This is a genomic window from Streptomyces roseoverticillatus, assembly GCF_000719265.1.
GTDB classification, from domain to species: Bacteria; Actinomycetota; Actinomycetes; order Streptomycetales; family Streptomycetaceae; genus Streptomyces; species Streptomyces roseoverticillatus.
In genome coordinates this window covers 55,814-81,322 of sequence record NZ_JOFL01000004.1, presented here as the reverse complement: position 1 = coordinate 81,322, position 25,509 = coordinate 55,814, and the positions used below count along the sequence as shown (strand labels likewise).

18 protein-coding genes and 2 pseudogenes are annotated in these 25,509 nt (G+C 73.7%); 7 read left to right on the top strand and 13 right to left on the bottom strand.

Annotated features, from left to right (window positions below; genetic code table 11):
• Positions 1-66 precede the first annotated feature (66 nt).
• The 3 genes from IF61_RS0105630 (at position 67) to IF61_RS0105620 (ending at position 4,459) form a co-directional block, all read left to right on the top strand.
• A complete protein-coding gene (locus tag IF61_RS0105630) occupies positions 67-1,716 on the top strand; it encodes a penicillin-binding transpeptidase domain-containing protein (RefSeq protein WP_030365121.1) in 1,650 nt (549 codons plus the stop codon).
• A gap of 503 nt (positions 1,717-2,219) precedes the next feature.
• Positions 2,220-3,560: an acyltransferase family protein gene (locus tag IF61_RS0105625; protein ID WP_107042987.1), complete on the top strand. Its 1,341-nt coding sequence runs from the start codon at positions 2,220-2,222 to the stop codon at positions 3,558-3,560.
• Between the two features lie 47 nt (positions 3,561-3,607).
• Positions 3,608-4,459 (top strand): DMT family transporter, encoded by an 852-nt coding sequence (locus IF61_RS0105620; RefSeq protein WP_030365119.1) that lies wholly within the window; start codon positions 3,608-3,610, stop codon positions 4,457-4,459.
• An 18-nt stretch (positions 4,460-4,477) separates the two neighbouring features.
• Here the strand turns inward: IF61_RS0105620 and IF61_RS0105615 are convergent, their stop codons facing one another.
• The 6 genes and pseudogenes from IF61_RS0105615 to IF61_RS37690 form a co-directional block, all read right to left on the bottom strand.
• Entirely contained in the window at positions 4,478-5,272 is a 795-nt protein-coding gene (locus tag IF61_RS0105615; protein ID WP_043187945.1) for an SDR family NAD(P)-dependent oxidoreductase, read from the bottom strand.
• Positions 5,273-5,438: 166 nt separating this feature from the next.
• A complete protein-coding gene (locus tag IF61_RS0105610; protein ID WP_030365117.1) occupies positions 5,439-6,620 on the bottom strand; it encodes a serine hydrolase domain-containing protein in 1,182 nt (393 codons plus the stop codon).
• Positions 6,621-6,710: 90 nt separating this feature from the next.
• On the bottom strand, positions 6,711-7,508 hold the full coding sequence (locus tag IF61_RS0105605; RefSeq protein WP_052392431.1) for an energy-coupling factor ABC transporter ATP-binding protein: 798 nt from the start codon (positions 7,506-7,508) through the stop codon (positions 6,711-6,713).
• Positions 7,505-8,272, bottom strand: a complete 768-nt coding sequence (gene cbiQ, locus IF61_RS0105600; RefSeq protein WP_030365115.1) for a cobalt ECF transporter T component CbiQ — start codon at positions 8,270-8,272, stop codon at positions 7,505-7,507. The genes IF61_RS0105605 and cbiQ overlap by 4 nt, the downstream gene beginning before the upstream one ends.
• A gap of 1 nt (position 8,273) precedes the next feature.
• Positions 8,274-8,612, bottom strand: a pseudogene (locus IF61_RS37695) (PDGLE domain-containing protein); the annotation flags it as partial.
• Between the two features lie 486 nt (positions 8,613-9,098).
• Positions 9,099-9,803, bottom strand: a pseudogene (locus IF61_RS37690) (energy-coupling factor ABC transporter permease); the annotation flags it as partial.
• Between the two features lie 190 nt (positions 9,804-9,993).
• Here IF61_RS37690 and IF61_RS0105590 point away from each other — a divergent pair.
• Positions 9,994-12,018 carry an MDR family MFS transporter gene (locus IF61_RS0105590; protein WP_030365113.1) on the top strand — a complete coding sequence of 675 codons (2,025 nt, stop codon included), beginning with the start codon at positions 9,994-9,996 and terminating at the stop codon, positions 12,016-12,018.
• A 172-nt stretch (positions 12,019-12,190) separates the two neighbouring features.
• Positions 12,191-13,015, top strand: coding sequence for an HNH endonuclease family protein (locus IF61_RS0105585; RefSeq protein WP_052392430.1), 825 nt, complete (start codon positions 12,191-12,193; stop codon positions 13,013-13,015).
• 52 nt (positions 13,016-13,067) lie between these two features.
• Here IF61_RS0105585 and IF61_RS0105580 read toward each other — a convergent pair whose 3' ends face one another.
• The 3 genes from IF61_RS0105580 to IF61_RS0105570 form a co-directional block, all read right to left on the bottom strand.
• Positions 13,068-14,264 (bottom strand): MarP family serine protease, encoded by a 1,197-nt coding sequence (locus IF61_RS0105580; RefSeq protein WP_030365111.1) that lies wholly within the window; start codon positions 14,262-14,264, stop codon positions 13,068-13,070.
• Between the two features lie 363 nt (positions 14,265-14,627).
• Positions 14,628-16,847, bottom strand: coding sequence for an MMPL family transporter (locus IF61_RS0105575; protein ID WP_030365110.1), 2,220 nt, complete (start codon positions 16,845-16,847; stop codon positions 14,628-14,630).
• A 111-nt stretch (positions 16,848-16,958) separates the two neighbouring features.
• Entirely contained in the window at positions 16,959-17,558 is a 600-nt protein-coding gene (locus tag IF61_RS0105570; protein ID WP_030365109.1) for a TetR/AcrR family transcriptional regulator, read from the bottom strand.
• A gap of 172 nt (positions 17,559-17,730) precedes the next feature.
• Between IF61_RS0105570 and IF61_RS0105565 the strand changes: the two genes are divergently transcribed.
• Positions 17,731-21,099 (top strand): S41 family peptidase, encoded by a 3,369-nt coding sequence (locus tag IF61_RS0105565; RefSeq protein WP_030365108.1) that lies wholly within the window; start codon positions 17,731-17,733, stop codon positions 21,097-21,099.
• Positions 21,100-21,160: 61 nt separating this feature from the next.
• On the opposite strand, the gene IF61_RS0105560 is transcribed toward IF61_RS0105565, so the two are convergent.
• From IF61_RS0105560 to IF61_RS0105545, 4 genes are all read right to left on the bottom strand, one after another.
• The gene (locus IF61_RS0105560) at positions 21,161-21,346 is read right to left on the bottom strand and encodes a hypothetical protein (protein WP_030365107.1); all 186 of its coding nucleotides are present in this window, start codon (positions 21,344-21,346) and stop codon (positions 21,161-21,163) included.
• A 14-nt stretch (positions 21,347-21,360) separates the two neighbouring features.
• The gene (locus IF61_RS0105555) at positions 21,361-21,555 is read right to left on the bottom strand and encodes a hypothetical protein (protein ID WP_030365106.1); all 195 of its coding nucleotides are present in this window, start codon (positions 21,553-21,555) and stop codon (positions 21,361-21,363) included.
• 107 nt (positions 21,556-21,662) lie between these two features.
• Positions 21,663-22,568, bottom strand: coding sequence for an SDR family oxidoreductase (locus tag IF61_RS0105550; protein WP_030365105.1), 906 nt, complete (start codon positions 22,566-22,568; stop codon positions 21,663-21,665).
• A complete protein-coding gene (locus tag IF61_RS0105545) occupies positions 22,565-24,100 on the bottom strand; it encodes a flavin-containing monooxygenase (protein WP_030365104.1) in 1,536 nt (511 codons plus the stop codon). The genes IF61_RS0105550 and IF61_RS0105545 overlap by 4 nt, the downstream gene beginning before the upstream one ends.
• 528 nt (positions 24,101-24,628) lie before the next feature.
• Here IF61_RS0105545 and IF61_RS0105540 point away from each other — a divergent pair.
• Positions 24,629-25,327: a MerR family transcriptional regulator gene (locus tag IF61_RS0105540; RefSeq protein WP_052392446.1), complete on the top strand. Its 699-nt coding sequence runs from the start codon at positions 24,629-24,631 to the stop codon at positions 25,325-25,327.
• Positions 25,328-25,509: the final 182 nt, after the last annotated feature.

Below are 25,509 nucleotides of genomic sequence, written 5' to 3'. Positions count from 1 at the left end.
GTTTTAATCGGATGATTAAACCGGTCGGGCGGGGAGGCCCGGTTGGGACCTGGAGGGGGAACACACATGCACAAGGGCGCGAAGATCGCGATCGGTGTCGTGGCGGCGGCGGTCGTGGGGGCGGCCGGCCTCGGCGCGTACAACCTGGTGGACGCCGTCGCGGGTGACGGCTCGACAGGCGCGCACGGGGAACCCGCCCCGCTGAGAACCGGGCCGCCGACAGCGGACGAGATCAAGAAGACCGCGCACGACTTCCTCGCCGCCTGGGAGTCCGGCGACACGGCCAAGGCCGCCGGCCTCACCGACAACTCCGGCGCGGCGACCACCGCGCTCGGCGGCTACCGCGAGGCCGCCCACGTGGAGAAGGTGTCCCTCAAGCCGGGCACGCCCCAGGGCGCCAAGGTGCCGTTCTCCGTGAGCGCCGAGGTCTCCTACGGTGCACAGCGCTCGACCTGGACGTACGACTCCTCGCTCGACGTCGTCCGCGGCCGCAGCACCGGGCAGGCGCTCGTCGACTGGCAGCCCGCCGTCGTCCACCCGCAGCTCGGCCGCGGCGAGACCCTGCGGACCACCGCCGGGGCCCCGCCGCAGATCGACGCGCTCGACCGCAACGGCACGAAGCTCGACGCCAAGGACTACCCCTCGCTCGCCTCCGTCCTGCCGCAGCTGCGCAAGCGGTTCGGGGAGAAGGCGGGCGGCGCGCCGGGCGTCGAAGTGCAGGCCGTGCCGGAAGGTGCGGCCGGGGGTGCCACCGCCGACGGGGCCGGCGCCGCCGCCCCCAAGACCCTGCACGTCGTCTCCAAGGGCAAGCCCGCCCAGCTGAAGACCACGCTCGACGCCGGGGTCCAGCGGGCGGCCGAGGCGGCCGTGAACCTCCGCGACGACGCGTCCGTCGTCGCCCTCAAGGCCAGTACCGGCGAGATCCTCGCCGTCGCCAACTCCAAGAAGACCGAGTTCAACACCGCGCTCATGGGGCAGACCGCGCCCGGCTCCACCATGAAGATCATCACGTCGGCGATGCTCCTGGAAGCCGGCAAGGCCTCCCCCGGCAAGCCCCTGCCGTGCCCGAAGTACGCCACGTACGGCATGCGCTTCCACAACGTGGAGGAGAGCGAGAACCCCGGCGCGACCTTCGCCCAGGACTTCGCCGCCTCCTGCAACACCGCCTTCATCTCGCTCGCCGGGCAGGTCGGTGACGGCGCGCTCGCCGCGGAGGCGCGGGACGTCTTCGGGCTCGGCCTGGAGTGGAAGACGGGCGTCGCCACGTTCGACGGCAGCGTGCCCGCCGAGTCCGGGGCGGGCAAGGCGGCGGCGATGATCGGGCAGGGCAAGGTGCAGATGTCCGCGCTCAACGTCGCCTCCATGTCCGCGACCGTACGGGCCGGCTCCTTCCACCAGCCCTACGTCGTCGACCCGTCCCTCGACGACCGGACGCTCGCCCGGGCGCCGCGGGCCCTGCCGGGCGGCGTCGCGGAGCAGCTGCGGGGCATGATGCGGCTCACCGCCGCGTCCGGCACGGGCGCCCGCGCCATGTCCGGGCTCGGCCCCGACACCGGTGCGAAGACCGGCTCCGCGGAGGTCGACGGCCAGCCCAAGCCGAACGGCTGGTTCACCGCGTACCGCGGCGACGTCGCCGCGGCGGCGGTCGTCCCCCAGGGCGGCCACGGCGGCGACTCGGCGGGGCCGATCGTGGCGTCGGTACTGCGGTCGTCCTGACGGCACCGGCCCGCACGGGCCGGGCCGGCGGGGCTCCGTCCCCGGATAGGTCGTTCGGCACCGCCGGGGCGCGCCGCGGTGGCTAATCGCCGTGGCGGCGGAGGGTTGTTGCCGGGCCCCCGGCAAGGGGGCAGGGCCGAGCCCGCACAGGCCCTGACGGCCCCGGCCGTCCACCTCCGCCGCGACGGCGCCCTGCCCGTACGGACCTGATCGGCGGTGCCCAGCTCGCCTGCAGGCCGGTTCGGCACCGCCGGGGCGCGCCGCGGGGGTTGATCTCCCCCAGCTACCGCTGGGAGGTGCCCCCAGGCGGCGGAGGGTTGTTGCCGGGCTCCCGGCAAGGGGATGCGGCCTCGGTCGGGCCCTCCTGCCGCGGCGGGGGTGTTGCCGGCCCCCGGCAACGGGAACGGGCCCCGCCCCGCACGCGCCCCCGTACTCAGGTGCGATCTGAGTACCCCGGCAGTGGTGGTCCGCCGGGCCCGGCGGCGATCGTGGCGCGTATGGGAATCAAGATGAGCGCGCGGGAGATGGCCGCGGCGGCGCCGGGGACGCGGGACCGCGTCATCGACCTGTTGCGCGTGGCGTCCCTCGGGACCGTCGTGTTCGGGCACTGGCTCATGGCCGCCGTCACCGTGGACGACGGCCACCGCCCCGCCGTCGGCAATCTGCTCGCGGTCGAGCCGAAGCTGCAGCTGCTGACCTGGTTCCTGCAAGTCATGCCGGTGTTCTTCTTCGTCGGCGGCTTCTCGCACGCCCTGTCGTACCGCTCGCTCACCCGCCGCACCGGCGCCCCCGCCTACGCGCTGTTCCTCCGCGCCCGCCTCCAGCGTCTCCTCCGCCCCACGATGCTGTTCGTCGCCGTGTGGGGCGCGGGCGCGCTCGCCGTACAACTGGCCGGTGGGAACGGCGCCCTGACGGACGTCGCCGCCCGGCTCGTCGCCCAGCCGCTCTGGTTCATCGGCATCTACCTGGCCATGGTGGCCTTCACCCCGCCGCTCCTGCGCCTCCACGAGCGCTACGGCTGGGGCGCGTTCGCCGCGCTGGCGGCCGCGGCGGCAGCCGTCGACGTCCTGCGCTTCGCGGCCGGCGTCCCGTACGTGGAGTTCCTCAACTTCGCCTTCGTCTGGCTGGCCGTCCACCAGCTGGGCTTCCTCCGCGCGGACGGGCGCCTGCACCGGCCCGCGGTCCTCGCCGCGGCCGGTCTCGCCGGAGCCGTCGCCCTCGTGGCCTTCGGCCCGTACCCGCTGTCCATGGTGGGCATGCCGGGCGAGAAGATCAGCAACATGGCGCCGCCCACCGCCGCCCTGCTCTGCCACGGCATGTGGCTGATCGGCGCGGTCGAGCTGCTGCGCGGCCCCATGACCCGTGCGGTGGCGCGTCCCCGCGTCTGGCGCACGGTCGTCGCCGCGAACGGCGTCGCGATGACGGCGTTCCTGTGGCATCTCACGGCGATGCTGGGCGTGTACGGGGCGATGCTCGCGGCGCACGTGTCCCTGCCCGCGCCGGCGAGCGCGGCCTGGTGGCTGCAGGTCCCGGTCCGCATCGTGGCCGCGGCGGCCGTCACGGCGCTCCTCGTCGCGGTCTTCCGCAGGGCCGAGCAGCCGCCGGCGTCTGCTCCGGCGGGGACGCCCGCCGCCCGCCGCGGCGCCGCGGCCGCCGCCGCGCTCGGCGTCACGCTCGCCCTCTTCGGCGTGCTGGGGCTGTCCATGGTGGGCTTCGGCGGGCTCCTGGAGGGGCACTCCGCCGTGCTCGTGGCGGTGCGCGTCACCGCCCCCGTGACCGTCCTCATGTGCGCGGCCGGCTGGCTGCTCGTGGAGACGGCGGGGAGGCCCGCCCGGCCCGTGTGACATGCGACATCGCGTATGCCGTACGTACGGGGTTAGCGTCCTGGTCCATGACCCCTTTGGTCGCCACGGCCGTCCTCATAGCCGCCATCACGCACGCCAGTTGGAACGCCGTCGCGCACGGCATCAAGGATCAGCTCCTCGCCTTCACCCTCGTCGGCGGCGGCGGGACGCTGTGCGGGGTGGCGGCGGCGGGCTTCGTCCCCCTGCCGGCGGGCGCGGCCTGGCCGTACCTGCTGGGCTCCGCGGTCCTGCACATCGTCTACCAGCTGCTGCTCATGCGGTCGTTCACGCTCGGCGACTTCGGGCAGATGTACCCGATCGCCCGCGGCACGGCCCCGCTCGCGGTCACCGTCCTGGCCGCCGTCTTCGCCGGCGAGACGCCCGGCGGCTGGCAGGCCGCGGGCGTCCTCGTGGCCTCGGCCGGGCTGGTCGGGCTCGCGCTCTGGGGGATCCGCGGCTCGGGGGCGCGGCCGCACTGGGCGGCCATCGCCGCGGCCGCGGCCACGGGCCTCGCGATCGCCGCGTACACGGTCGTGGACGGCCTCGGCGTCCGCGCCTCCGGGACGTCGCTCGGCTACATCGCGTGGCTGATGATCCTGGAGGGGGCCGCGATCCCGGTGTACGCGATGGTGACGCGGCGGGGCCGGTTCGTGGCGGAGATCAGGCCGTACGCGGTGCGGGGGCTGCTGGGCGGGGTGCTGTCCGTGGCCGCGTACGGGCTGGTGCTGTGGGCGCAGACGCGCGCGGACCTCGCGCCCATCTCGGCGCTGCGGGAGTCGTCGATCCTCGTGGGGGCGGCAATCGGTGCGGTGTTCTTCAAGGAGCGGTTCGGGGCGCCGCGGGTGGCGGCGGCGGGGCTGATGGTGGCGGGGATCGGGATGATGCTGCACGCGGGTTGATGGCTCCGGTCGCCCCGCTCACCGCCCCTTGAACGCCTGCTGCAGGCCGGTGTTGCCGATGAGGATGCCGCCGTCCACGGGAAGGGTGATCCCCGTGATCCACGCGGCGTCGCGCGAGGCGAGGAAGGCGACGGCCGCCGCGATGTCCTCCGGCTCGCCGACCCTTCCCAGCGGGTACTGGCCGGCCGCCCGCTCCAGCGCGTCCTCCCGGCCGGTCCAGCCGGGCGTGCGGACCGTGCCGGGGGCGACGAGGTTGACCCGTACGCCGCGGGGCGCGCACTGCCCGGCCAGGGTGCGGGTCAGGCCCGCGAGGCCGGCCTTGGCGGCGCTGTAGGCGTGATTGCCGTAGTCCTGCTCGCCGTTGACGGAGCCGACGCTGACGACGGCGCCGCGGCCGTCCGGGGCCGCGGCCAGGTGCGGCATGGCGGCCCGTACGCAGCGGAACGCCCCGGTCAGGGTGATGTCGAGGTCCCGGGACCAGGCGTCGTCGGTGACGTCCTCGACGAGCGGGGGGTCGGCGTGGAACGAGTACGCGTTGTTGACCAGGACGTCCAGCCCGCCGAACCGCTCGACGGCGCGCGCCACCGCCGCCTCGACGGCCGCCCGGTCGCCGACGTCGCACGCGTACGCCTCGGCGGTCAGGCCGTCCGCGCGGAGGCGGGCCGCGGTGCGGTCGGCCCGGTCGCCGTCGATATCGGTGACGAGGACGCGGGCGCCCTCCGCGGCGAGGCGGTGCGCGGTGGCGGCGCCGATGCCGCGGCCGGCGCCGGTGACGAGGGCGGCGTAACCGTCGAAGCGGTGCAATGCCTGCATGGACGGATACCGTAGGCATCCGCCGCCGGCAGCGGAAGAGGCCCGGACCGACGTGGAGCACGGCTTACCGACATGGACCACGGCTCACCGACGTGGACCACAGCTTGCCGTCGCGGCCGCGAGCAACCACCGCGGCGCGGCCGGGGCGCGGCTCCGGCCCCGTGGGCTACTGCGCCAGTGATCGGGCGAGCGAGCGGACCAAGGCCTGGGCGCGCGGGTCCGCCGTGACGTTTTTCTGCATGCCGTTCGTGACGTAGCCGAAGGACACGCCCGATTCCGGGTCCGCGAACGCCAGGGAGCCGCCACGGCCCGGGTGGCCGAAGGAGCCGGGGGCGAGGAGCGGGGAGGCCGGGCCGTGGAGCATGTAGCCGAGGCCGAAGCGGGTGTTGACGACGAGGACCTTGTCCGGGCCGGCGGACTCCTCCGTGCGGGCCAGCGTCAGCGTCGCGGGGGCGAAGAGACGCCGCGCGCCGTCCACGTCCCCGATCAGGGACGCGTAGAAGCGGGCGAGCGCGTCCGCCGTCGCGATGCCCGCCGAGGCGGGCAGTTCGGCGGCGCGGTACGCCGGGGCGTTCTCGTCCGCCGCCGGGGAGATCGCGGCGAAGGCGCGCCGGGTCAGGGACTCCGGGTCGCTGTAGGCGTCCGTGACGGCCTGCTTGGGGCGGACCCGCAGTCCCGCCGAGGGCGCGGCGGCGGCCGGCGGCTCGATGTCGGCGATGCGGCCGGCGCGGCCCGCCTGCCCGGCCTCCGGCAGGCCGATCCACAGGTCCAGGCCGAGCGGCCCGGCTATCTCCTGGGCGACCCAGCGGCCTATCGACCGCCCGGTGATGCGCTCGACCAGCTCGCCGAGCAGCCAGCTGTACGTCTGCGCGTGGTAGCCGTGCGCCGTGCCGGGCTCCCACGCGGGCGCCTGGGCGGCGACGGCCGCGGGGCCGCTGACGCCGTCGACGGCCTGCGCCGGGGTGAGGGGCACGTCGAGCGCGGGCAGGCCGGCGCGGTGCGAGAGGAGGTGCCGGACGAGGACGCGTTCCTTGCCGGCGGCCTTGAACTCGGGCCAGTACGTGCCGACGGGCGCGTCCAGGTCGACCTGTCCGCGCTGGTGCAGGAGCAGCAGGACGGCCGCGGCGACGCCCTTCGTGGCGGAGCGGACGATCTGCGCGGTGCCGTGCTGCCACGGCTCCTCGCCGCCGTCGGCGTCGCGCGCCCCGCCCCACAGGTCTACGACCTTGCGCCCGTCGCGGTAGACGGCGACCGCCGCGCCCCGCTCGCCGCGCCGGGCGAAGTTCTCCGCGAAGGCGTCCCGGACCGGTTCAAAACCGTCCGTCACCGTGCCCTGGACGTCCACCACTGTTGCCTGCTCCTGTGCCGATTGCTGCGAATTCCTCCACCATGGTGCAACGTGTTCGTCAATGCGCGTAGACCGGGGTGGAGGGACCCGTCACCTTCCGGCGCCGCGCGCGGCCGCATCCACCGCGTCCGGCCTTACGGTGCGCGGGTCGAAGCCGAACGGCAGCTCCAGGCGGTGCGCCCGCATGAGGTTCTCGTCACACAGCAGGTCGCGGGTCGGGCCGTCGGCCGTGATGACACCCTCGCTGAGGACGACGGAGCGCTCGCAGAGCTCCAGCGCGTACGGGAGGTCGTGCGTGACCATGAGCACCGTCACGTCCAGAGAGCGCAGGATGTCCGCGAGCTCGCGGCGGGAGGCCGGGTCGAGGTTGGAGGACGGCTCGTCCAGGACGAGGATCTCCGGCTCCATGGCGAGGACGGTCGCCACGGCGACGCGGCGGCGCTGCCCGAAGGAGAGGTGGTGCGGCGGGCGGTCCGCGTAGCCGGCCATGCCGACCTGCGCGAGGGCCTTGTCCACGCACGCCGCCAGTTCCGCGCCGCGCAGGCCGGCCGCGGCCGGGCCGAACGCGACGTCCTCGCGGACGGTCGGCATGAACAGCTGGTCGTCGGGGTCCTGGAAGACGATGCCGACCCGGCGGCGGATCTCGGCGAGGTTCCGCTTCTCGACGGGCAGGCCCGCGACGCGGACCGTGCCGAGGCCGCCGCCGAGGATGCCGTTGAGGTGCAGGACGAGGGTCGTCTTGCCGGCGCCGTTCGGGCCGAGGAGCGCGACGCGCTCGCCGCGGGCGACCTCCAGGTCGACGCCGAAGAGGGCCTGGTGGCCGTCGGGGTAGGCGTAGGCGAGGCCGGACACGTCGAGGGAGAGGGTCCGCGTGCGGGCTGCGGTCATGTCAGGGTCCATCCGGTCAGGCAGACCGCGAGGGCGGCCAGCGGCAGTGCTGCGGCGTACGTCCACTGCGTACGGGTCGCGGGCTCGTCGTCGGTCACCGGCATCGTGCCGGTGTAGCCCCGGCTGACCATCGCCAGGTGGACGCGCTCGCCGCGCTCGTAGGAGCGGATGAACAGCGCGCCCGCGGACCTGGCCAGCACGCCCCAGTGGCGCACGCCGCGGGCGGTGAAGCCGCGGGATTCGCGGGCGATGCGCATGCGGCGCATCTCGTCGGTCACCACGTCCCCGTAGCGGATCATGAACGAGGCGATCTGGACGAGCAGCGGGGGCATGCGGAGGCGCTGCAGGCCGAGGAGCAGCGAGCGGAGCTCCGTCGTCGAGGCGAGCACGACGGAGGCGGCGACGCCGAGGGTGCCCTTGGCCAGGACGTTCCAGGCGCCCCAGAGGCCGGGTTCGCTGACCGTCAGCCCGCCGGGGAGGTGGACGGGCTCGCCCGGCACGACGAACGGCATGAGCAGCGCGAACGCCACGAACGGGATCTCGATCAGCAGGCGCCGGAGGAGGAACGCGGCGGGGATGCGGGCCGCGGCCGCCGCGGCGGCGATCAGCAGGGCGTAGAGGGCGAACGCCCAGACCGCCTCGCGCGGGGTCGCCACGACGGTGAGGACGAAGGCGAGGACGGCCGCGATCTTGCAGTGCGGGGGGAGGGCGTGCACGGGGGTGCGGGCGTGGCGGTAGAGCTTGTGGGCGTGGCCGGCGGACATGTCAGAGGGCTGCCGTCTCGGATTCGGTGCGGGCCGAGCGCCTCCGGCGGAGGACGACGAAGACGGCCGTACCGGTGGCGAGGGTGGCGCCGACGCCGATCACTCCGGCCAGGCCGCCGGAGAGGCGCTCGTCGGAGACGTCCTTGACCTGGTAGTCGGCCAGGGGGGAGTCCTTGGCGGCGTGCGCTTCTTCCTTGCTGTCGATGCCCTTGTCGTGGGCGACCTTTTCGAGGCCGTCGGGGCTGGCGGAGGCGTAGTAGCTGAGCCCGCCGGCGCACACGAGGGCGGCGGCGACGCCGACGAGCCACAGCCGCTTCGCGCTGCGGGGCGCCCCCGGGGCGCCTCCTTCCGCCGCGACGGTGTCCGGCCCCCGCGTACCTGACCGGCGGAGCCGATCCCCGCTCAGGCCGTCCGGCACCGCCGGGCCACGCCGCTCGGGCTGGTCGCCGTCGCGGCGGGGGAAAGTCTCCGGGCTCCCGGGCAGGGTGGACTCGCCCTCCGCAAGACCTTCCGCCGCGACGGTGTCCAGCCCCCGCGTACCTGACCGGCGGTGCCGATCCCCGCTCAGGCCGTCCGGCACCGCCGGATCACGCCGCTCGGGCTGGTCACCGTCGCGGCGGGAGGAGGTTGCCGGGCTTCCCGGCACGGAAGCTGCGGCCTCGGCCGCCAGGCCGTCCGGCACCGCCGGACCACACCGCTCCGGCTGGTCACCGTCGCGGCGGGAGGAGGGCGCCGGGCTTCCCGGCACGGAAGCTGCGGCCTCGGCCGCCAGGCCGTCCGGCACCGCCGGGCCGCGCCGCTCGGGCTGGTCACCGTCGCGGCGGGAAGAGGGCGCCGGGCTTCCCGGAAGCGTGACCGCGGTCGTGCGGAGTTCCAGAGGCCGCAGGAGGTCCCGCGCCCCGTGCACCAGGTCCGGGCGGACCGCTGCCACCGCGCTGACCGTCAGTGCGGTGATCGCCGCCTCGCCGAGGCCGATCAGGACGTGGACGCCGGCCATGGCCGTGAACACCTGGCCCACCGGGACGTCCGTCGTCCCCCCGATCGCGTAGATCAGGGTGAAGGCCGCCGCGGCTGCCGGCACCGAGATCAGGGCCGCGGCGAAGGACGCCGCGCTCAGGCCCGTACGCCCCCGCGGCAGCAGCCTGACCAGCACGCGGAAGACCGCGTACGCGACCACCGTCGTGACGATGCCCATGTCGGTGATGTTGACGCCGAGCGCGGTGAGCCCGCCGTCCGCGAAGAGGACGCCCTGCATGAGCAGGACGACGGATATGCAGAGCACTCCCGTGTACGGGCCGACGAGTATCGCCGCGAGCGCGCCGCCCAGCAGGTGTCCGCTGGTGCCCGCCGCGACGGGGAAGTTCAGCATCTGGACGGCGAAGACGAACGCCGCGACGAGGCCGGCGAGCGGCGCGGCCTTGTCGTCCAGTTCGCGCCGGGCGCCGCGCAGGCTCACGGCGACGGCCGCCGCGGCGACCACTGCCGAGGCGGCGGAGACCGGCGCATCGATGAATCCGTCGGGTACGTGCATGACGTCGCCCCTCACTTCCTGCCCGCGACACTTCCTGCCGGCGGCATTTCCTGCCCGCAACGGGCCGCTCGATGATAGGGGCTCTCTGCGAATCATTCGCAAGAGCTTGCGGCGCGCTTCTGCGCGCCCCTCGCCCCTCCGCGCGCCTCCCCCGGTGGCGGCCTCCGCCCGTCCCCCGAATGCTGGGCTTATGACCACGGCCCCGCCGGTGCCCACGGCCCCGCCCGTGCTCAGCCGCCGCCGCACGAACCTGGTCTTCGTCACGATCGTGCTCGGCATGCTGCTCGCGGCCCTCGACCAGACGATCGTCTCGACCGCGCTGCCGACGATCGTCGCGGACCTCGGCGGCGGCGGGCACATGGCCTGGGTCGTCACGGCGTACCTGCTGGCGGAGACCGTCGCGACCGTCCTCGTCGGCAAGTTCGGCGACCTCTTCGGCCGGAAGGTCGTCTTCCAGCTCAGCGCGGTGGTGTTCACGGCCGGCTCGGTCTTCGCGGGCGCCGCCGGCTCCATGGCGATGCTGATCGCGGCGCGCGCCGTGCAGGGCGCGGGCGGCGGCGGACTGATGGTCACCGCCATGGCGCTGATCGCGGACGTGATCCCGCTGCGCGAGCGCGGCAAGTACCAGGGCGCGCTGGGCGCGGTCTTCGGCGTGACGACGGTCGTCGGCCCGACCCTGGGCGGCATCTTCACCGACCACGCGACGTGGCGGTGGTGCTTCTACGTGAACGTGCCCGTCGCCATCGTCATGGTCGTCATGGCGGCCCGCACGATCCCCGTCGTCCGCTCGGCGGTGCGGCCCGTGATCGACTACCTGGGCATCGCCCTGGTCGCGGCCGGCTCCTCCGCGCTCGTCCTCGGCCTGGAGTGGGGCGGCAACACGTACGCGTGGAGCTCGGCGGTCATCGTCGGCCTCTTCGCGGGCGCGGTCGTCCTGCTGACCGCCTTCGTCCTGGTGGAGCTGCGGGCCAAGGAACCCATGCTCCCCATGCACCTCTTCCGCAACCCCGTCTTCACCGTCTGCTCCCTCCTCAGCTTCATCGTCGGCTTCGCGATGCTGGGCGCGCTGACGTACCTGCCGACGTACCTGCAGTACGTGGACGGGGTGTCGGCGACGATGTCGGGCGTGCGGGCGCTGCCGATGGTCGCCGGGCTGCTGGGCGCGTCCATGGTCTCGGGCATCGTCGTCAGCCGCACCGGCCGGTACCGGTGGTTCCCCGTCGCCGGCATGGCCGTCATGGCGCTGGGGCTGTACCTGATGTCGACGATGGGGGCGTCGACGGGGGCGTGGCTGGAGTCCCTGTACATGTTCGTGCTGGGCGCCGGCATCGGGCTGGCGATGCAGGTGCTGACGATCGCCGTGCAGAACACCGTCCCGTACCACGAGCTGGGCACGGCCACCTCCGGCGTCACCTTCTTCCGCACGCTCGGCAGCTCCTTCGGCACGGCCATCTTCGGCACGCTCTACGCGGGCCGGCTGAAGCCGAACCTGACGGAGGCGCTGCTCCGCTCGCCCGGCGTGCCGCCGTCCGCCGTGATCAGCCCGCAGAGGCTGGCCGCGCTGCCGCCCGCGCAGGCCCGGCCGGTCGTCGACGCGTACGCGGAGACCGTGAACTACGTCTTCCTGTGGGTCGTGCCGGTGGCGCTGGCGGGCTTCGTCGCGGCGTGGTTCCTCAAGGAGGTGCCGCTGCGCGACAGTGCGCGGGCCGGGGCGGCCGACATGGGCGAGGGCTTCGCGGCGCCGGACTCGGCGGAGGCGGAGCGGCAGCTGGAGCGGGCGGTGGCGGGCCTCATGCGCAAGGCCGGGGGGCCGGTGGGCCGGCAGATGCTGGCGGAGTCGGGCAGTCCGCTCGATCCGGCGGAGGCGTGGACGCTGGGCCAGATCCACTGGCGGCTGCGCGTGCGCGGCGAGGCGGCGCTGTCCTCGGTGGCGGCCGCGCACCGGATGCCGCCGGAAGCGCTGGAGCCGGTGTTCGTACGGACGGCGGGGGCGGGGTACGCGCGGGTGGACGGCGATCTGCTGACGCTCACGCCCGCGGGCGAGGCGGAGATCGAGCGGCTGGCCGCGACTTGGCGCTCGTGGCTGGCCGCCCGCCTGGGCGACTGGGACGCGGGCGACCCGGAGGACCGGGCCCGGCTCGACCGCGCCCTGGACGCGCTGGCGGCCCGGCTCCTGGAGGAAGCGGAGGAGGAAGAGGAGCGGATCGCGGTGTGACGGCGGCCGGGGACCCGCGCTCTCGCCCTGAGGCTCGACCACCCTCTTACACAGATGGGTGAATTAGTCATAATATATGCAGTTTTGGCAGGTTCTTGGTCAATTCTCCTGACGACTACATCGGCTACATCGGCCACATCGGCATCCGCAGCAGCCACGAGGAGATGCGTTCATGCGCCGGTTCAGACGCCTGGGAATCGCCTTCGCCACCGCCGCCGCCGTCCTTCCGGCGGCCCTCCCCGGTACCGCGGCCCGGGCCACTCCCCCGCCGCCCGAACCCACCACACCGCAGGCCGGGCTCCACCGGGCCCCGGTGGACTACGACGAGAACGAATGCGAAGGGGCCACGGCGGAGGAGGGGGACGTCTACGCACCCCCCAAGACCGACACCACGACGGGCCCGGCCCCGCACCACCGCAGCCTCCCCGTGAAATGGCCCCGGCACATCCCGGACGTCAAGGAAGCCGTGCGCATGCTGGACGAGCTGAAGGTCAGGCCGTTCAGCAGCAAGGGCTACAAGCGCACGTACTTCGGATCCACCTGCTGGGTGCGGCACGGCATCGACCAGTGCACCACCCGGGAGACCGCCCTCAGACTCCAGTCCGTCGTCCCCGCGAAGCTCGAAGGCCACTGCAAGGTCGTCGGCGGCCGCTGGCACAGCGAGTACGACAACCGGGACATGGCCGACCCGGCGCACGTCGACATCGACCACATCGTGCCGCTGCGGCACGCGTGGGGATCCGGGGCGCGCCACTGGACGGACCGGAAGCGGCGGGAGTTCGCCAACGACCTGACCGCCGCGCCGCAGCTGATCGCCGTGTCCACCTGGGCCAACCGGCGCAAGATGGACAACGGCCCGGACCGGTGGCTGCCGGTGGCCGGCGCCGAGTGCAACTACAGCGAGGCGTGGATCGGGGTGAAGGACTACTACGGGCTGTCCGTCACCTCCGCGGAGAAGGACAAGCTGCGGCAGGTCCTGTCCGGCTGCAAGTCCTGACCCCGCGCACGGCCTCCGGCAAGGGACCCCGGCCGGAGGCCGTGCGCGCCCGCTACAGCGCCGCCCGGCTCCCCGTGCTCACCGGCGACGTCGCCGTCGCCGCGCGCCGGGCCGCGTCCTCGACCTGCGTCGCCGTCAGGACGTAGCCCGTCTCCGCGTCGGACGTGGAGCGGGCGAAGACGACGCCGTAGACCTGCCCGGACGGGGTCAGGAGCGGGCCGCCCGAATTGCCCGGCCGGATCGTGGACCGTACGGAGTACACCTGGCGCGTGGTCACGCCGTCGCCGTAGATGTCCTGGCCCTTCGCACGGAGCTCGTTGGCGACCGTGGCCGCGCGGACGTCGAGGCCGCCGTTCTCCGGGAAGCCCGCGACGATCGCCCCGTCACCGCGCTTGGCGCCCTTGTCGAACGGCAGCACGGGGGCCCGCAGGCCCGGGACGTCCAGGACGGCGACGTCCGTGCGCGGATCGAAGAGCACGACCTTCGCCTGATACGCCTTGCCGACGCCGCCGACGCGCACGGTGGGGGTCCGCACCCCCGCCACGACGTGGGCGTTCGTCATCACGTGCTGCGCGGCGTAGACGAAGCCGCTGCCCTCCTGGCCGCGGCGGCCCTCGCCCGTGTCGGCGACGCCCTCGACCTTGACCACGCTCTCGCGGGCGACGCGCTTCGCGGCCGGCGTGACGGTGTCGCCGGACGGCTCCGGGACGCTCGTCGCCGGCTCGTTCTCGAACGGGTTGAACACCTGCGGGAAGCCCGCGCCCGTCAGGGCGTCCGTGGTGCGGCTGAACCAGGTGGGGGCCTGCTCCGGCATCGCCTTCTGCACGGCCCCGAGGAGGGTGGAGTCCCTGATCTGACGGGACAGGAGCGGAGAGTTCGCCGAGACGAGCACGCTCGCGGCGACCCAGCCCACGAGGAGCACGGCCAGGGAGTTCACGACGGCGCCACCGATGCCGTCCACGCCCCGGACCGGGGCCCACGTGAGCCTGCGGCGCAGGCCGTAGGCGAGACGGCCAGCCAGGGCGTGCCCGATCCCGGCCGGGACGAGGACCACGAGGACGGCGACCACGGCCGCGGTGGCCGTCCCCGCCTCGAACGGCTCCAGGGCGAACGGGAGCGCCCACACGCCCAGGACGGCTCCGCCGAGGAACCCGGCGAGCAGCACGACGCTCGCCACGAGGCCCCGGCGGAAGCCGGAGACGGCGTAGCCGAGCACGACGAGCAACAGCAGCAGATCGAGCAGGTTCAACGTGGAGCCCTTTCCTTCGCGCGTGCCCCCGGCCACGCCCGCGGGCCGGTGACCCGTGGACTTGAAGAAACGCCGGCACGACGGGGGGCGGTTCCCAATCCGGTCGAATTCATGGCGTACGACACGTTGGGGCTGGGGCGCGCACGTACGACTACGCGCGGTTCGGCACCGCCGGATGCGCCGACTGCGGCTGAGCGCCGTTGCGGCGGGGGATCTTGCCCCTGACCCGGGGCCCCTCCCTCCGCCGCCTGGGGGCACCTCCCAGCGGTAGCTGGGGAGATCAGCCGCAAACGGCGCGGCCCGGCGGTGCCGAACCCACCTGGGTTGGTGGGCTCACCGCCGGGCCGCGCCGCAAGGTCAGCCTCAGGCCTTGACCAGCTCCCGGTCCTCGTCCGCCTCGGGCGCGACCGAAGGCGCCCCCGGCTTCGCGAGCCGCTTCTGGAGCCCCTCGCCCTCGACATCCACGTTCGGCAGAACCTTCGCCAGCCACCCCGGCAGCCACCAGGCCGACTTCCCGAGGAGGGCGAGCACCGCCGGCACGATGGCCATGCGGACGACGAACGCGTCGAAGAAGACGGCGATGGCCAGGCCGAAGCCGATCATCTTGATCATCTGCTCGGACGAGCCGATGAAGCCGGCGAAGACGCTCATCATGATGACGGCCGCGGCCGTCACCACCCGCGCACCGTGCTTGAAGCCGGTCACGACGGCCTGCCCGGGCCGCTCGCCGTGGACGAACGCCTCCCGCATCCGGGTGACGAGGAAGACCTCGTAGTCCATGGCGAGACCGAAGACGACGCCCACCATGAAGATCGGCATCATCGACATGATCGGCCCGGTCTCCTCGACGCCGAAGACCGAACCCAGCCAGCCCCACTGGAAGACCGCCACGACGGCGCCGAGCGCGGCGACGACCGACAGCAGGAAGCCGAGCGCGGCCTTCAGCGGTACGAGCACCGAGCGGAAGACGACCATCAGCAGCAGGAAGGCGAGGCCGACGACCAGCGCCAGGTAGGGCAGCAGGGCGTCGTTGAGCTTCTGCGAGACGTCGATGTTCATCGCCGTGGCGCCGGTGACGAGCACGTCGGCGCCCGTGTCGGCCTTGAGCGAGCCGCCCTTGCCGCGGATCGCGTGGACGAGGTCCTCGGTGTCCGTGCTGGTCGGCTTGGACTTGGGGACGACGGTGAGCATGGCCGTGTCACCGGCCGGGTTGAAGTGCGCCGGGGTCACGGTGGCGACGTTGTCCAGGCCCTTCAGGGTGTCGCCGACCTTCTGGACCGCGCCCTTGGGGTCCTTGGCGTCCGCCACGTCGGTGATGACCATGAGCGGGCCGTTGAAGCCCGGCCCGAAGCCCTCGGACAGCAGGTCGTACGCCTTGCGCTGCGTGCTGGTCTTGGAGGCCGCGCCGTCGTCCGGAAGGCCCAGCTCCAGGGAGGCCGCGGGCACGGCGACGGCGCCCAGCCCCAGCACACCGGCCACGAGTACGAGCACGGGCTTGCGCAGGACGAAGCGGGCCCAGCGCGTGCCCATGTTCGGCTTCTCGTCGCCCTTGGTGCCGGGCTCGGCCTTGCGGACCTTGCGGGCCAGCACCTGCTTGCCGGCGAAGCCGAGCAGGGCCGGGATGAGCGAGAGCGCGATCAGCACCGCGATGGTGACCGTGCCCGCCGCGGCCATGCCCATCTTCGTCAGCATGGGGATGTTGACGACCATGAGGCCGGCCAGCGCGATGACGACGGTGAGGCCCGCGAAGACCACCGCCGAACCGGCGGTTCCGACGGCCCGTCCGGCCGCTTCCTCGCGCTCGCGGCCCTCGGCCAGCTCCGCGCGGTAGCGGGAGACGATGAACAGCGCGTAGTCGATGCCGACCGCGAGGCCGATCATCATGGCGAGCGTGGAGGTGCTGGTGGAGAGGTCCAGCAGGGGCGCGAGCGCCGCGATGGACGAGACGCCGATGCCGACGCCGATGATGGCCGTCAGGAGCGGCAGGCCCGCGGCGACCAGCGAGCCGAAGGTGATGAGCAGGACGACCGCGGAGACGGCGATGCCGATGGCTTCGGAGCCGCCCTCGGGCATCTCCTGCAGCACGCTGCCGCCGACCTCGACGGTCAGCCCGGCGTCGCGGCCGTGCTGGGCGGCCTCCTTGAGCTCGCTGCGCGAGTCCTCGGTCAGGTCCATGGACTTGACCTTGTACGCGGCGGAGGCGTAGCCGGTGGTGCCGGCCGGGTTGACGGTCTTCCCCGCGAACGGGTCGGCCGCGCCGGCCACCTGCGGGCTGTGCTTGAGCTCGGCGATGACCTTCTCGACAGCCGCCTTGTTCTTGGCGTCCGTGAGCTTCTGACCCTCAGGGGCCTTGAAGACGATGCGGGCGGACGCGTTCTGCTCGTTGTTGCCCGGGAAGCGCTTCTCCAGCAGGTCGAAGGCGCGCTGCGCCTCCGTGCCCGGTATGGAGAAGTCGTTGTTGGAGGACTTGGACGCGGTGGCGGCGCCGGCCCCGGCGAGGACCAGCAGCAGCACCCATATCAGGGCGAAGTACCAGCGCCGCCGGTAGGCGAGCCGGCCGAGTCTGTAGAGGAACGTGGCCACGAGGAGTGGTGCTCCCGTCGGATCAGTGGGCTAACAGGGCATGGGGAAGCAGCCCGGCGACGAGAGCGGCACGTCAGGTGGGCAGTGTGGGGGAGGGTGATCTGTGGGGGGTCAGGCGCCGAGGGCGGGGAGGACCACGGCGTCGATGTAGCGGGACAGGTACGCGGTGTCCGCGGTCTTGTCCTCGATCAGGGAGCGGGCGATGAACGCGCCCAGCATCATGTGGGGGACGAAGTCGATCGCGGGGTTGTCCGCGGCCACCTCGCCCCGCTCGACCGCGCGCCGCAGCATGGCGCGGAGCCCTTCGTGCTCCGGCAGGATCAGCAGGTCGCGCAGTGCTTGATGCAGGTCGGGGTTGGTGTGGATCGCGTGCCCCAGACCACGCATAAGAGCGGCATCCTTCGCCATCCGGTCATCGTCCACCTCGCACGCCATCTTGCGGAGGTCACCGCGCAGGGAGCCGGTGTCGATGTCCGCCAGCTTGACCGGCTTCTGGTGCCGCAGCGCGCTCGCGACCAGCTCGGGCTTGCCCTTCCACTGGCGGTAGAGGGTGGCCTTGCTGGCGTGCGTGCGGGCGGCGACGCCGTCCATGGTCAGGCCGTCGTAGCCGACCTCGCGCAGGATCGTGAGGACCGCCTCGTAGAGCTCGGCCTCGCGCTCGGGGGTGAGCCGGGTGCGGCGCGCCGCGGGCTCGGTCGGATCCGTGGACACGGCCACCTCCCTGGGTCCACTCCCGTACGAAACGGTTTCGTACACCTGGAAGACTACGACGGCGCGGGATCGAAACGGCGCCGTTTCGCCAGTGTTCTCCGTCACGGCCGGTTACTGGCCCGGCCCCGGTGACCGAGTTGCCGCGCCTCCCGGGGGCCGAAACGATGGTGGAGTGAGTGATTCTTACCTGAGATTTCCTCATCTCCACGGTGATCTCTTCTGCTTCACCGCGGAGGACGACCTGTGGCTTGCCCCCCTGGAGCCGGGGGCGGCAGGCGGCCGGGCCTGGCGGCTGACCGTCGACCGCACCCGCGTCGGCCACCCCCGCTTCTCCCCCGACGGCCGCCACATCGCCTACACGAACTGGCGCAGCCTCGACCCCGAGATCCACCTGGCCCCGGTCGACGGCGGTCCCGCCCGCCGGCTCACCTACTGGGGCAGCACCGACACCCGCGTCTGCGGCTGGGCCCCCTCGGACCGCAACGGCGGCCACGACGTCCTCGCCGTCTCCTCGCACGGCCAGCCGTTCTCGTACTTCTCGTGGGCCTACCGGGTGCCGACCGAGGGCGGCCCGGGGCTGCGGCTGCCCTGGGGCCCGGTGTCCGACATCGCGATCGGCGAGGCCGGCGGCGAGCACCGCACGCTGCTGCTGGCCGGCAAGCCGCCGCACGAGCCCGCCGCCTGGAAGCGCTACCGCGGCGGGGCCACGGGCCGGCTGTGGCTGCTGGGCGCGCAGGAGAAGCGGCTGGTGCCGGAGATCGGCGGCCACCTCGACTCGGTGATGTTCGCGGGCGGCCGGATCGTCTTCCTCTCCGACCACGAGGGCGTCGGCAACCTCTACTCCTGCCTGCCCGACGGCTCGCAGCTGCGCCGCCACACCGACCACGACGACTTCTACGCCCGGCACGCCTCGACCGACGGCGAGCGCGTCGTCTACCAGTGCGCGGGCGAGCTGTGGCTGGTGGACGACCTCGGCCCGGACGGGAAGCCGCGCCGCCTTACGGTGACGCTGGGCGGGCCGCGCGCCGGGCGCCGCCCGTACCAGGTGCAGGCCGCCTCCAACGTCGACGGCGTGAGCGTGGACACGACGGGCCGGGCGAGCGCCGTCCAGGTGCGCGGCAGCCTCTACTGGCTCACCCACCGCGACGGCCCCGCCCGCACCATCGCCGACACCCCGGGCGTCCGCGTACGGCTGCCGGAGATGCTCGGCGCGTCCGGGCAGGTGGCCTACGTGACGGACGCGGAGGGCGAGGACGCGATCGAGATCGCCCAGCTGCCGCGCGCCGCGGGGCCCGCCGAGCCGCGGCGGCTCGGCGCGGGACGGATCGGGAGGGTGCACGAGACCCTCGCCTCTCCTGACGGCGAGCGGCTGGCCCTGGCCACGCACGACGGCCGGCTGCTGCTCGTGGACACCTCGGCCGAGGGCGTGGGACCGGGCGAAGGCACGGGCTCCGGCTCCGGGACGCGGCCGGACGAGGGCGCGGGATCCGCCGAAAGTGCCGGACCGGACGAGGGCGCCCCCTCCGGCGAAGGCACCGGGGAGGTGAGCGAGCTGATCCGGTCGGTCAACGGGCCGGTGCGCGACCTCGCCTTCTCGCCCGACTCGGAGTGGCTGGCCTGGTCCCACCCCGGCATCGGCCGCTCCCTGCGCCAGATCAAGATCGCGCGGCTCAAGGACCGCCTGGTCGTCGACGTGACCAACGGGCGCTTCGAGGACGAGCAGCCGGTCTTCACCCGCGACGGCCGCTACCTGGCCTTCCTCTCCTGGCGCGGCTTCGACCCCGTCTACGACGTGCACACCGGCGACCTGTCCTTCCCGCTCGGCTGCCGCCCCTACCTCGTCCCGCTGTCCTCGGCGACGCCCTCGCCGTTCGCGCTGTCCGCCGAGGGCCGGCCCGCGGCCGGCGGCCTGGACCTGGAGGACACCGGGGCCGGGCCGACGCTGATCGAGGTGGAGGGGCTGGAGAGCCGGGTGACGCCCTTCCCCGTGGCCGCCTCGAAGTACTCGTCGCTGCGCCCGGTCAGCGGCGGCGGCCTGGTGTGGCTGCGCTGGCCGATCTCCGGCGCGCTCGGCGAGACCTTCGCCAACCCCGCCGACACCTCGGGCCGCCCCACCCTGGAGCACTTCGACCTCACCAAGGCCAAGCGCACCGAACTCTCCAGCTCCCTCGACTGGTTCGCGGTCAGCGGCGACGGCACCCGCCTCGTCGTCAACGACGAGGGCGACCTGCGGGCCGTCCCGGCCACGGACACCCCCGACCCCGAGTCGACGGTCTTCATCGACATGCGGCGCATCAAGCACGACGTCGACCCCGCCGCCGAGTGGCGGCAGGCCTACGAGGAGGCCGGGCGGATCGTCCGCGCGTACTTCTGGGAGCCGGGCATGTGCGGCATCGACTGGGACGCGGTGCTCGCCCAGTACCGGCCCCTGGTCGACCGGGTCGCCACCCCCGACGACTTCGCCGACCTGCTGCGCGAGGTCCTCGGCGAGCTGGGCACCTCGCACGCCTACGTCGCCCCCGCCCGCCGCAACGAGGGCCCGCCGCACTACCAGCGCGCCATCGGCCTGCTCGGCGCCAACCTGACGCACCAGAAGGACGGCTCCTGGACGGTCCGGCGCATCCTGCCCGGCGACTCCTCCGACTCCAAGGCCCGCTCCCCGCTGGCCGGTTCGGGCATCCGCGAGGGCGCGGCCCTCACGCACGTCGACGGCCGGCCCGTCGACCCGGTGGCCGGCCCGTACCCGCTGCTGGGCGCGGCCGGCGGCACCACCGTGGAGCTGACGTTCCGGGCGCCCGGGGCCGAGGGCCACGCCCGCCGCGTCGCCGTCGTCCCGCTCGTGGACGAGCGCCCGCTGCGCTACCAGGACTGGGTGGCCAAGCGCCGCGCCGTCGTCCGGGAGCTCAGCGGCGGCAAGTGCGGCTACCTGCACATCCCCGACATGGGCGGCTCGGGCTGGGCCCAGTTCAACCGCGACCTGCGCATGGAGATGTCCCGCCCCGCCCTGATCGTCGACGTGCGCGGCAACGCGGGCGGCAACATCAGCGAGCTGGTCGTGGAGAAGCTCACCCGCACCATCATCGGCTGGGACCTCACGCGCGACGCCCAGCCGGTGTCGTACGCGAGCAACGCCCCGCGCGGGCCGGTCGTCGCCATCGCCGACGAGATGACCTCCTCCGACGGCGACATGATCACCGCCGCGTTCAAGCTGCAGGGCATCGGCCCGGTGGTGGGCCTGCGCACCTGGGGCGGCGTGGTCGGGATGACCGGCCGGCACCGGCTCGGGGACGGCACGTCGATCACGGTGCCGATGAACGCGGCGTGGTTCGACGCGTACGGCTGGACGATCGAGAACCGCGGCGTCGAGCCCGACGTCGAGATCGACCGCACGCCCCTCGACTGGGCCGAAGGCCGGCACAAGCAGCTCGACGACGCGGTGCAGATCGCGCTCGACCTGCTGGATCGGCACGGCGCGGCACAGCCGCCGGACTACTCGGGGGCGCCGGACCTGCGGCGGCCGAAGCTGCCGCCGCGGAGCTGAGCGCAGCAACAGAGGCGCACCCCTTGCGGGGTGCGCCTCTGTTCGCCTCTGTTCGCGATGGTCAGATCTCGAAGTTCTCGTCGAAGGTGTCGCGACGGTCCCACTCCTCCTGCTCCTTGCGGATCAGTTCCTGGCGGGCCTTGTCGTTGGCGTTCTGTTTGGCCTTCTTGCCGGATTGCGCGGCCTTTTCGGCCTGTTGCTGCTTGAGCTGCTCGGCCTTGCTCTTGGCCTTGTCTCCCTTGGCCATGAGGCTCAGCCCCCTCAGGTGCGGTCGTCGAGCTCGTCTTGGATGTCGTCGAAGGACTGCTGCTGCTGACCCTGCTGCTGACCCTGCTGCTGGCGCCCCTTGAGCTTGTCCTGTGCCTGCTGGCCCTTCTGCTGGGCCTGCTGCTTGGACTGCTCCAGCTTCTGCTTGGCCTTCTGCGCCTTGTCCTGCATCTCGTCCTTGATGCCCATGGCTGCTCTCACTCCTCGGCGAGGGGAATTGGGGCGAATAAGGGTTTTCGCCCCGGAACAGCCTGACATGCCCCATCTTAGCCCGCATATCGTATGGCTACGCTGCGCTACGCCCCGGACATCCCGGAAGCCCTGGGCGCCCCGGTGCGCTCCTTCTCGTCCGCCGCCCCGCCCGCGCCCACCAGCCCCGGGCGCATGCCCGCGAGCCTCGGCTCGTACCGCCGCATCTCGCGCCGCGCGCCGAGGGCGAGCAGGCCGGGCAGCCAGCCCCGGGCGCCCTGCACCAGCCGCAGCCAGCCCTGCCCGTACACGTGCGCCGCGCGCCGCTCTATGCCGTCGACCAGGCGGTCGGCCGCCGGGCCGAGCGGGTAGGTGCGGTTCGCGGGCCACGGCAGGCGCTGCCGCATCTCGCGCATCACTTCGTACTCGTCGGCGCCGCGCACCATGTCCGTGTCGGTCCAGCTCAGATAGGCGACGCCGACCCGGACGCCCTTGTGGGCGACCTCGCCGCGCAGGCAGTGCGCGTACGCCTCGACGCCCGCCTTCGACGCGCAGTAGGCGCTCATCAGCGGCGCCGGGGCCATCGCCGCGAGCGAGGCCACCTGCAGCAGGTAGCCGCGGCTCTCGGCAAGAACGGGCAGGAACGCGCGGCCCGTGACGGCGCTGCCGACGAGGTTGACGTCCACGACGCGGCGCCAGCTCTCGGGGTCGGAGCCGGCGAAGGGGCCGCCCGCGGCGACACCGGCATTGGCCACGACGATGTCGGCCTTGCCGAAGCGGGCCTTGACCTCGCGGGCGACCTGCGCCATGACCGCGTGGTCGGTGACGTCGGCGTGCCAGTGCGCGGCGTCCTCGTGCAGCGAGGCCGCGACCCGGGCCAGCTCGTCCGGCTCCAGGCCCACCAGCGCGACGCGCGCGCCGCGCGCCGACAGCTTGCGGGCCAGCTGCTCGCCCACGCCGCGGGCGGCTCCGGTGACGACGGCGACCTGGCCTTCGAGGCTCACCCGGCTCATCGCGCGGCCTCCGTCCCCGCGGCCCCCGCCGCCACGGGCGCGGCCGTGCGGGGCGTGCGCGGTGGCCGCAGCACCTGGTACTCGGAGAGGTTCACGTGGCGGGTGACCTTGCGGAACTCGGCGGTGGTGCCGGGCCAGACCGTGGTGTTGCGGCCGTTCGCGTCCAGGTACCAGCTCTGGCAGCCGGTGCTCCAGACCGTGCGTTCCATGCGGTGCTGGATGTGCCGGTTCCAGGCGTTGACCGCGGAGGGGCGGGCGTCCAGGGCCGCCCTGCCGCCGAGGGTGTCCAGCTGCCGCATGAAGTCGGCCAGGTAGTTCAGCTGGGACTCGATGATGAGGATCATCGAGCTGTTGCCCAGCGCGGTGTTGGGCCCGATGACGGTGAGGAAGTTGGGGAAGCCGGCGGCGCTGGTGCCACGCAGGGCCGCCATGCCGCCCTTCCACGCCTCGGCGAGCGTCACGCCGCCGGCGCCGGTGACCCGCTCGGCGATCGGCATGTCCGTGACCCGGAAGCCCGTCCCGAAGACGATGGCGTCGGCCTCGGCCTCCGTGCCGTCGGCGGCGACGAGCGTAGAGCCCCGCACCTCGGCCAGCTCCGAGGCCACCAGGTCCACGTTCGGGCGGGCGAGCGCCGGATAGTAGTCGCTGGAGAGCAGGATGCGCTTGCAGCCGATGCGGTAGTCCGGCGTCAGCCGGGCGCGCAGGGCCGGGTCCGCAATGGCCTTGCGCATGTGGGACAGCGCCAGCTTCTCCACCACGCGCATCCGCTCCGGGTGCTTGGTGAAGTTGCTGACCTGCAGCTCCCTGATGCCCCACAGGACGCCGCGGCGCAGCGCCGCCGTCACGGGCAGCCGGGTGTGCAGCCAGCGCTCGGCGGCCGAGACGGGGCGGTCGAAGCGGGGCAGCACCCACGGCGGGGTGCGCTGGAAGAGGGTGACGCGGCCCGCCTCGGGCTGGATGCCCGGCACGATCTGGATCGCGGAGGCGCCCGTGCCGATCACGGCGACGCGCTTGCCGCGCAGCTCGAAGTCGTGGTCCCAGCGGGAGGAGTGGAAGACCTTGCCGGGGAAGGAGTCCAGGCCGGGGATCTGCGGAATGCGTGGGTCCGCGAGGGGGCCGGCGGCGGAGACGACGACGTCGGCCGTGTAGTCGCCGGACGCCGTGCCGACCTCCCAGTGCAGCCGCTCCTCGTCCCAGCGCAGGTGCCGCACCTCGGAGTCGAGGCGCAGGTGGGGCCGGAGCCCGAAGGTGTCGGTGACGTGCTCCAGGTACGCCCGGATGTGCGGCTGGCCGGAAAAGCTGCGCGGCCAGGCGGGGTTGGGGGCGAAGGAGAAGGAGTAGAGGTGGGAGGGCACGTCGCAGGCGCAGCCGGGGTAGGTGTTGTCGCGCCAGGTGCCGCCGACGGAGCCGGCGCGCTCCAGGACCACGAAGTCGGTGATCCCCTCGCGGCGCAGCCGGATCGCCGCCCCCAGCCCGCCGAAGCCGGACCCGATCACCGCCACCCGTACGTGCTGACGCGTCTGCTCGGCCATGCCGCAGCCTCCCGGATTCGACACAACTGCGCCAGCAATCACTGGCACGATGGGGAGCGTAGGGCAGACCCGGGCGGAGCGATAGGGGTACAGGGAAAGGAAGTTACCGCCGGTCGCACGTACGCTTACGCTTCGCGCGTGGCCACGGACGAGGGGGACGCGATGGGCGAGGAGGGGCGCCGCGGGGCGGCGCGGGGCGCCGGTCCGGCCGGGGAACGCCGGGCGCCGGGGACGGCCGGCGAGGCGGAGCCGGCAGGCGCGGCCGGGGCCCCCGCCGCGGGGCCGGCGGCGCCGGAGCCCGGCAGCCTGTCGGATCCCGCAGGCTCGGCGGGCGGCGCGCCGGCCACGCACGGGCAAGGCCCCCGCGCGGCCGGGCCGGCGGCGCCCGCAGCGCGCAAGATCCGCACCGAGGAGCCGGCAGGCGCCGGGGAGCGCCCCGAAACGACCGCGGGGCAGAGCCGCACCACGGATTCCGCCGAGCCCGCCGCACGGCAATACCGTGCCGCCGAGCTCGCCGGCGCCGCCGGGATCACCCCCCGTACGCTGCGCTTCTACCGCGAGCGCAAGCTGCTGCCGCCGCCGCGCCGCGAGGGCCGCATCGCCTGGTACGGGCCGCAGCACCTGGCCCGGCTGCGGACGATCGCCGCGCTCCTGGAGCGCGGGCACACCCTCGGCGGCATCGCCGAGCTGATCAGCGCCTTCGAGTGCGGGCGGGACGTGGGCGAACTGCTGGGGCTGGCGGGGGCGACGGTCACCGTCCCGTGGCAGGAGGAGGACGCCGTCCGCCTCACCCCGGCCGAGCTGGCCGACCGCTTCGCGGGCGAGGTCACCCCGGAGAACCTCACCGCCTCGCTCGACATGGGCTACCTCGGCGTCGACGGCGACGAGATCGTGCACGTCAGCCGCCGCCTCCTCGACGCCTCGACCGCACTCGTGCGGCACGGCATCCCGCTGGCCGCGGTCCTCGCCGCGGGCCACGAGGTGCGGGCCCACGCGGACGCCCTCGCCGGGACGTTCACCGAGCTCATCCGCACCCACGTGCTCGCCGGGCTGCGGCCGGGCGAGCCCGCCACCGCCGCGGCCCTCGCCGAGCTGCGGAGCATCGCCAAGACGGTCATGGACGCGGAGATCACCATGGCCCTGGACCGGCGCGTGCGCACCGAGCCGGCTGTCTGGCTCGGTGCGCACGGCGCCGCCGACGAACCGGGATCCGCCAGGCCCGGCTGACGGCGGCGGGGACGTACGGGCGCGCCATGCCGCGACCACGCCCGCACGCCGACCGGTCAGGCCAACTGTGCTTCCACGGAAGGGAATTGAAGCAGCCCGCTACCCGCCGGCGGGCGGGAAGCCGGAGTCCGCGCGCGCAAACGGGCGTGATTGCGCCGAAAGCCGGATCCGGGACCGAAGCC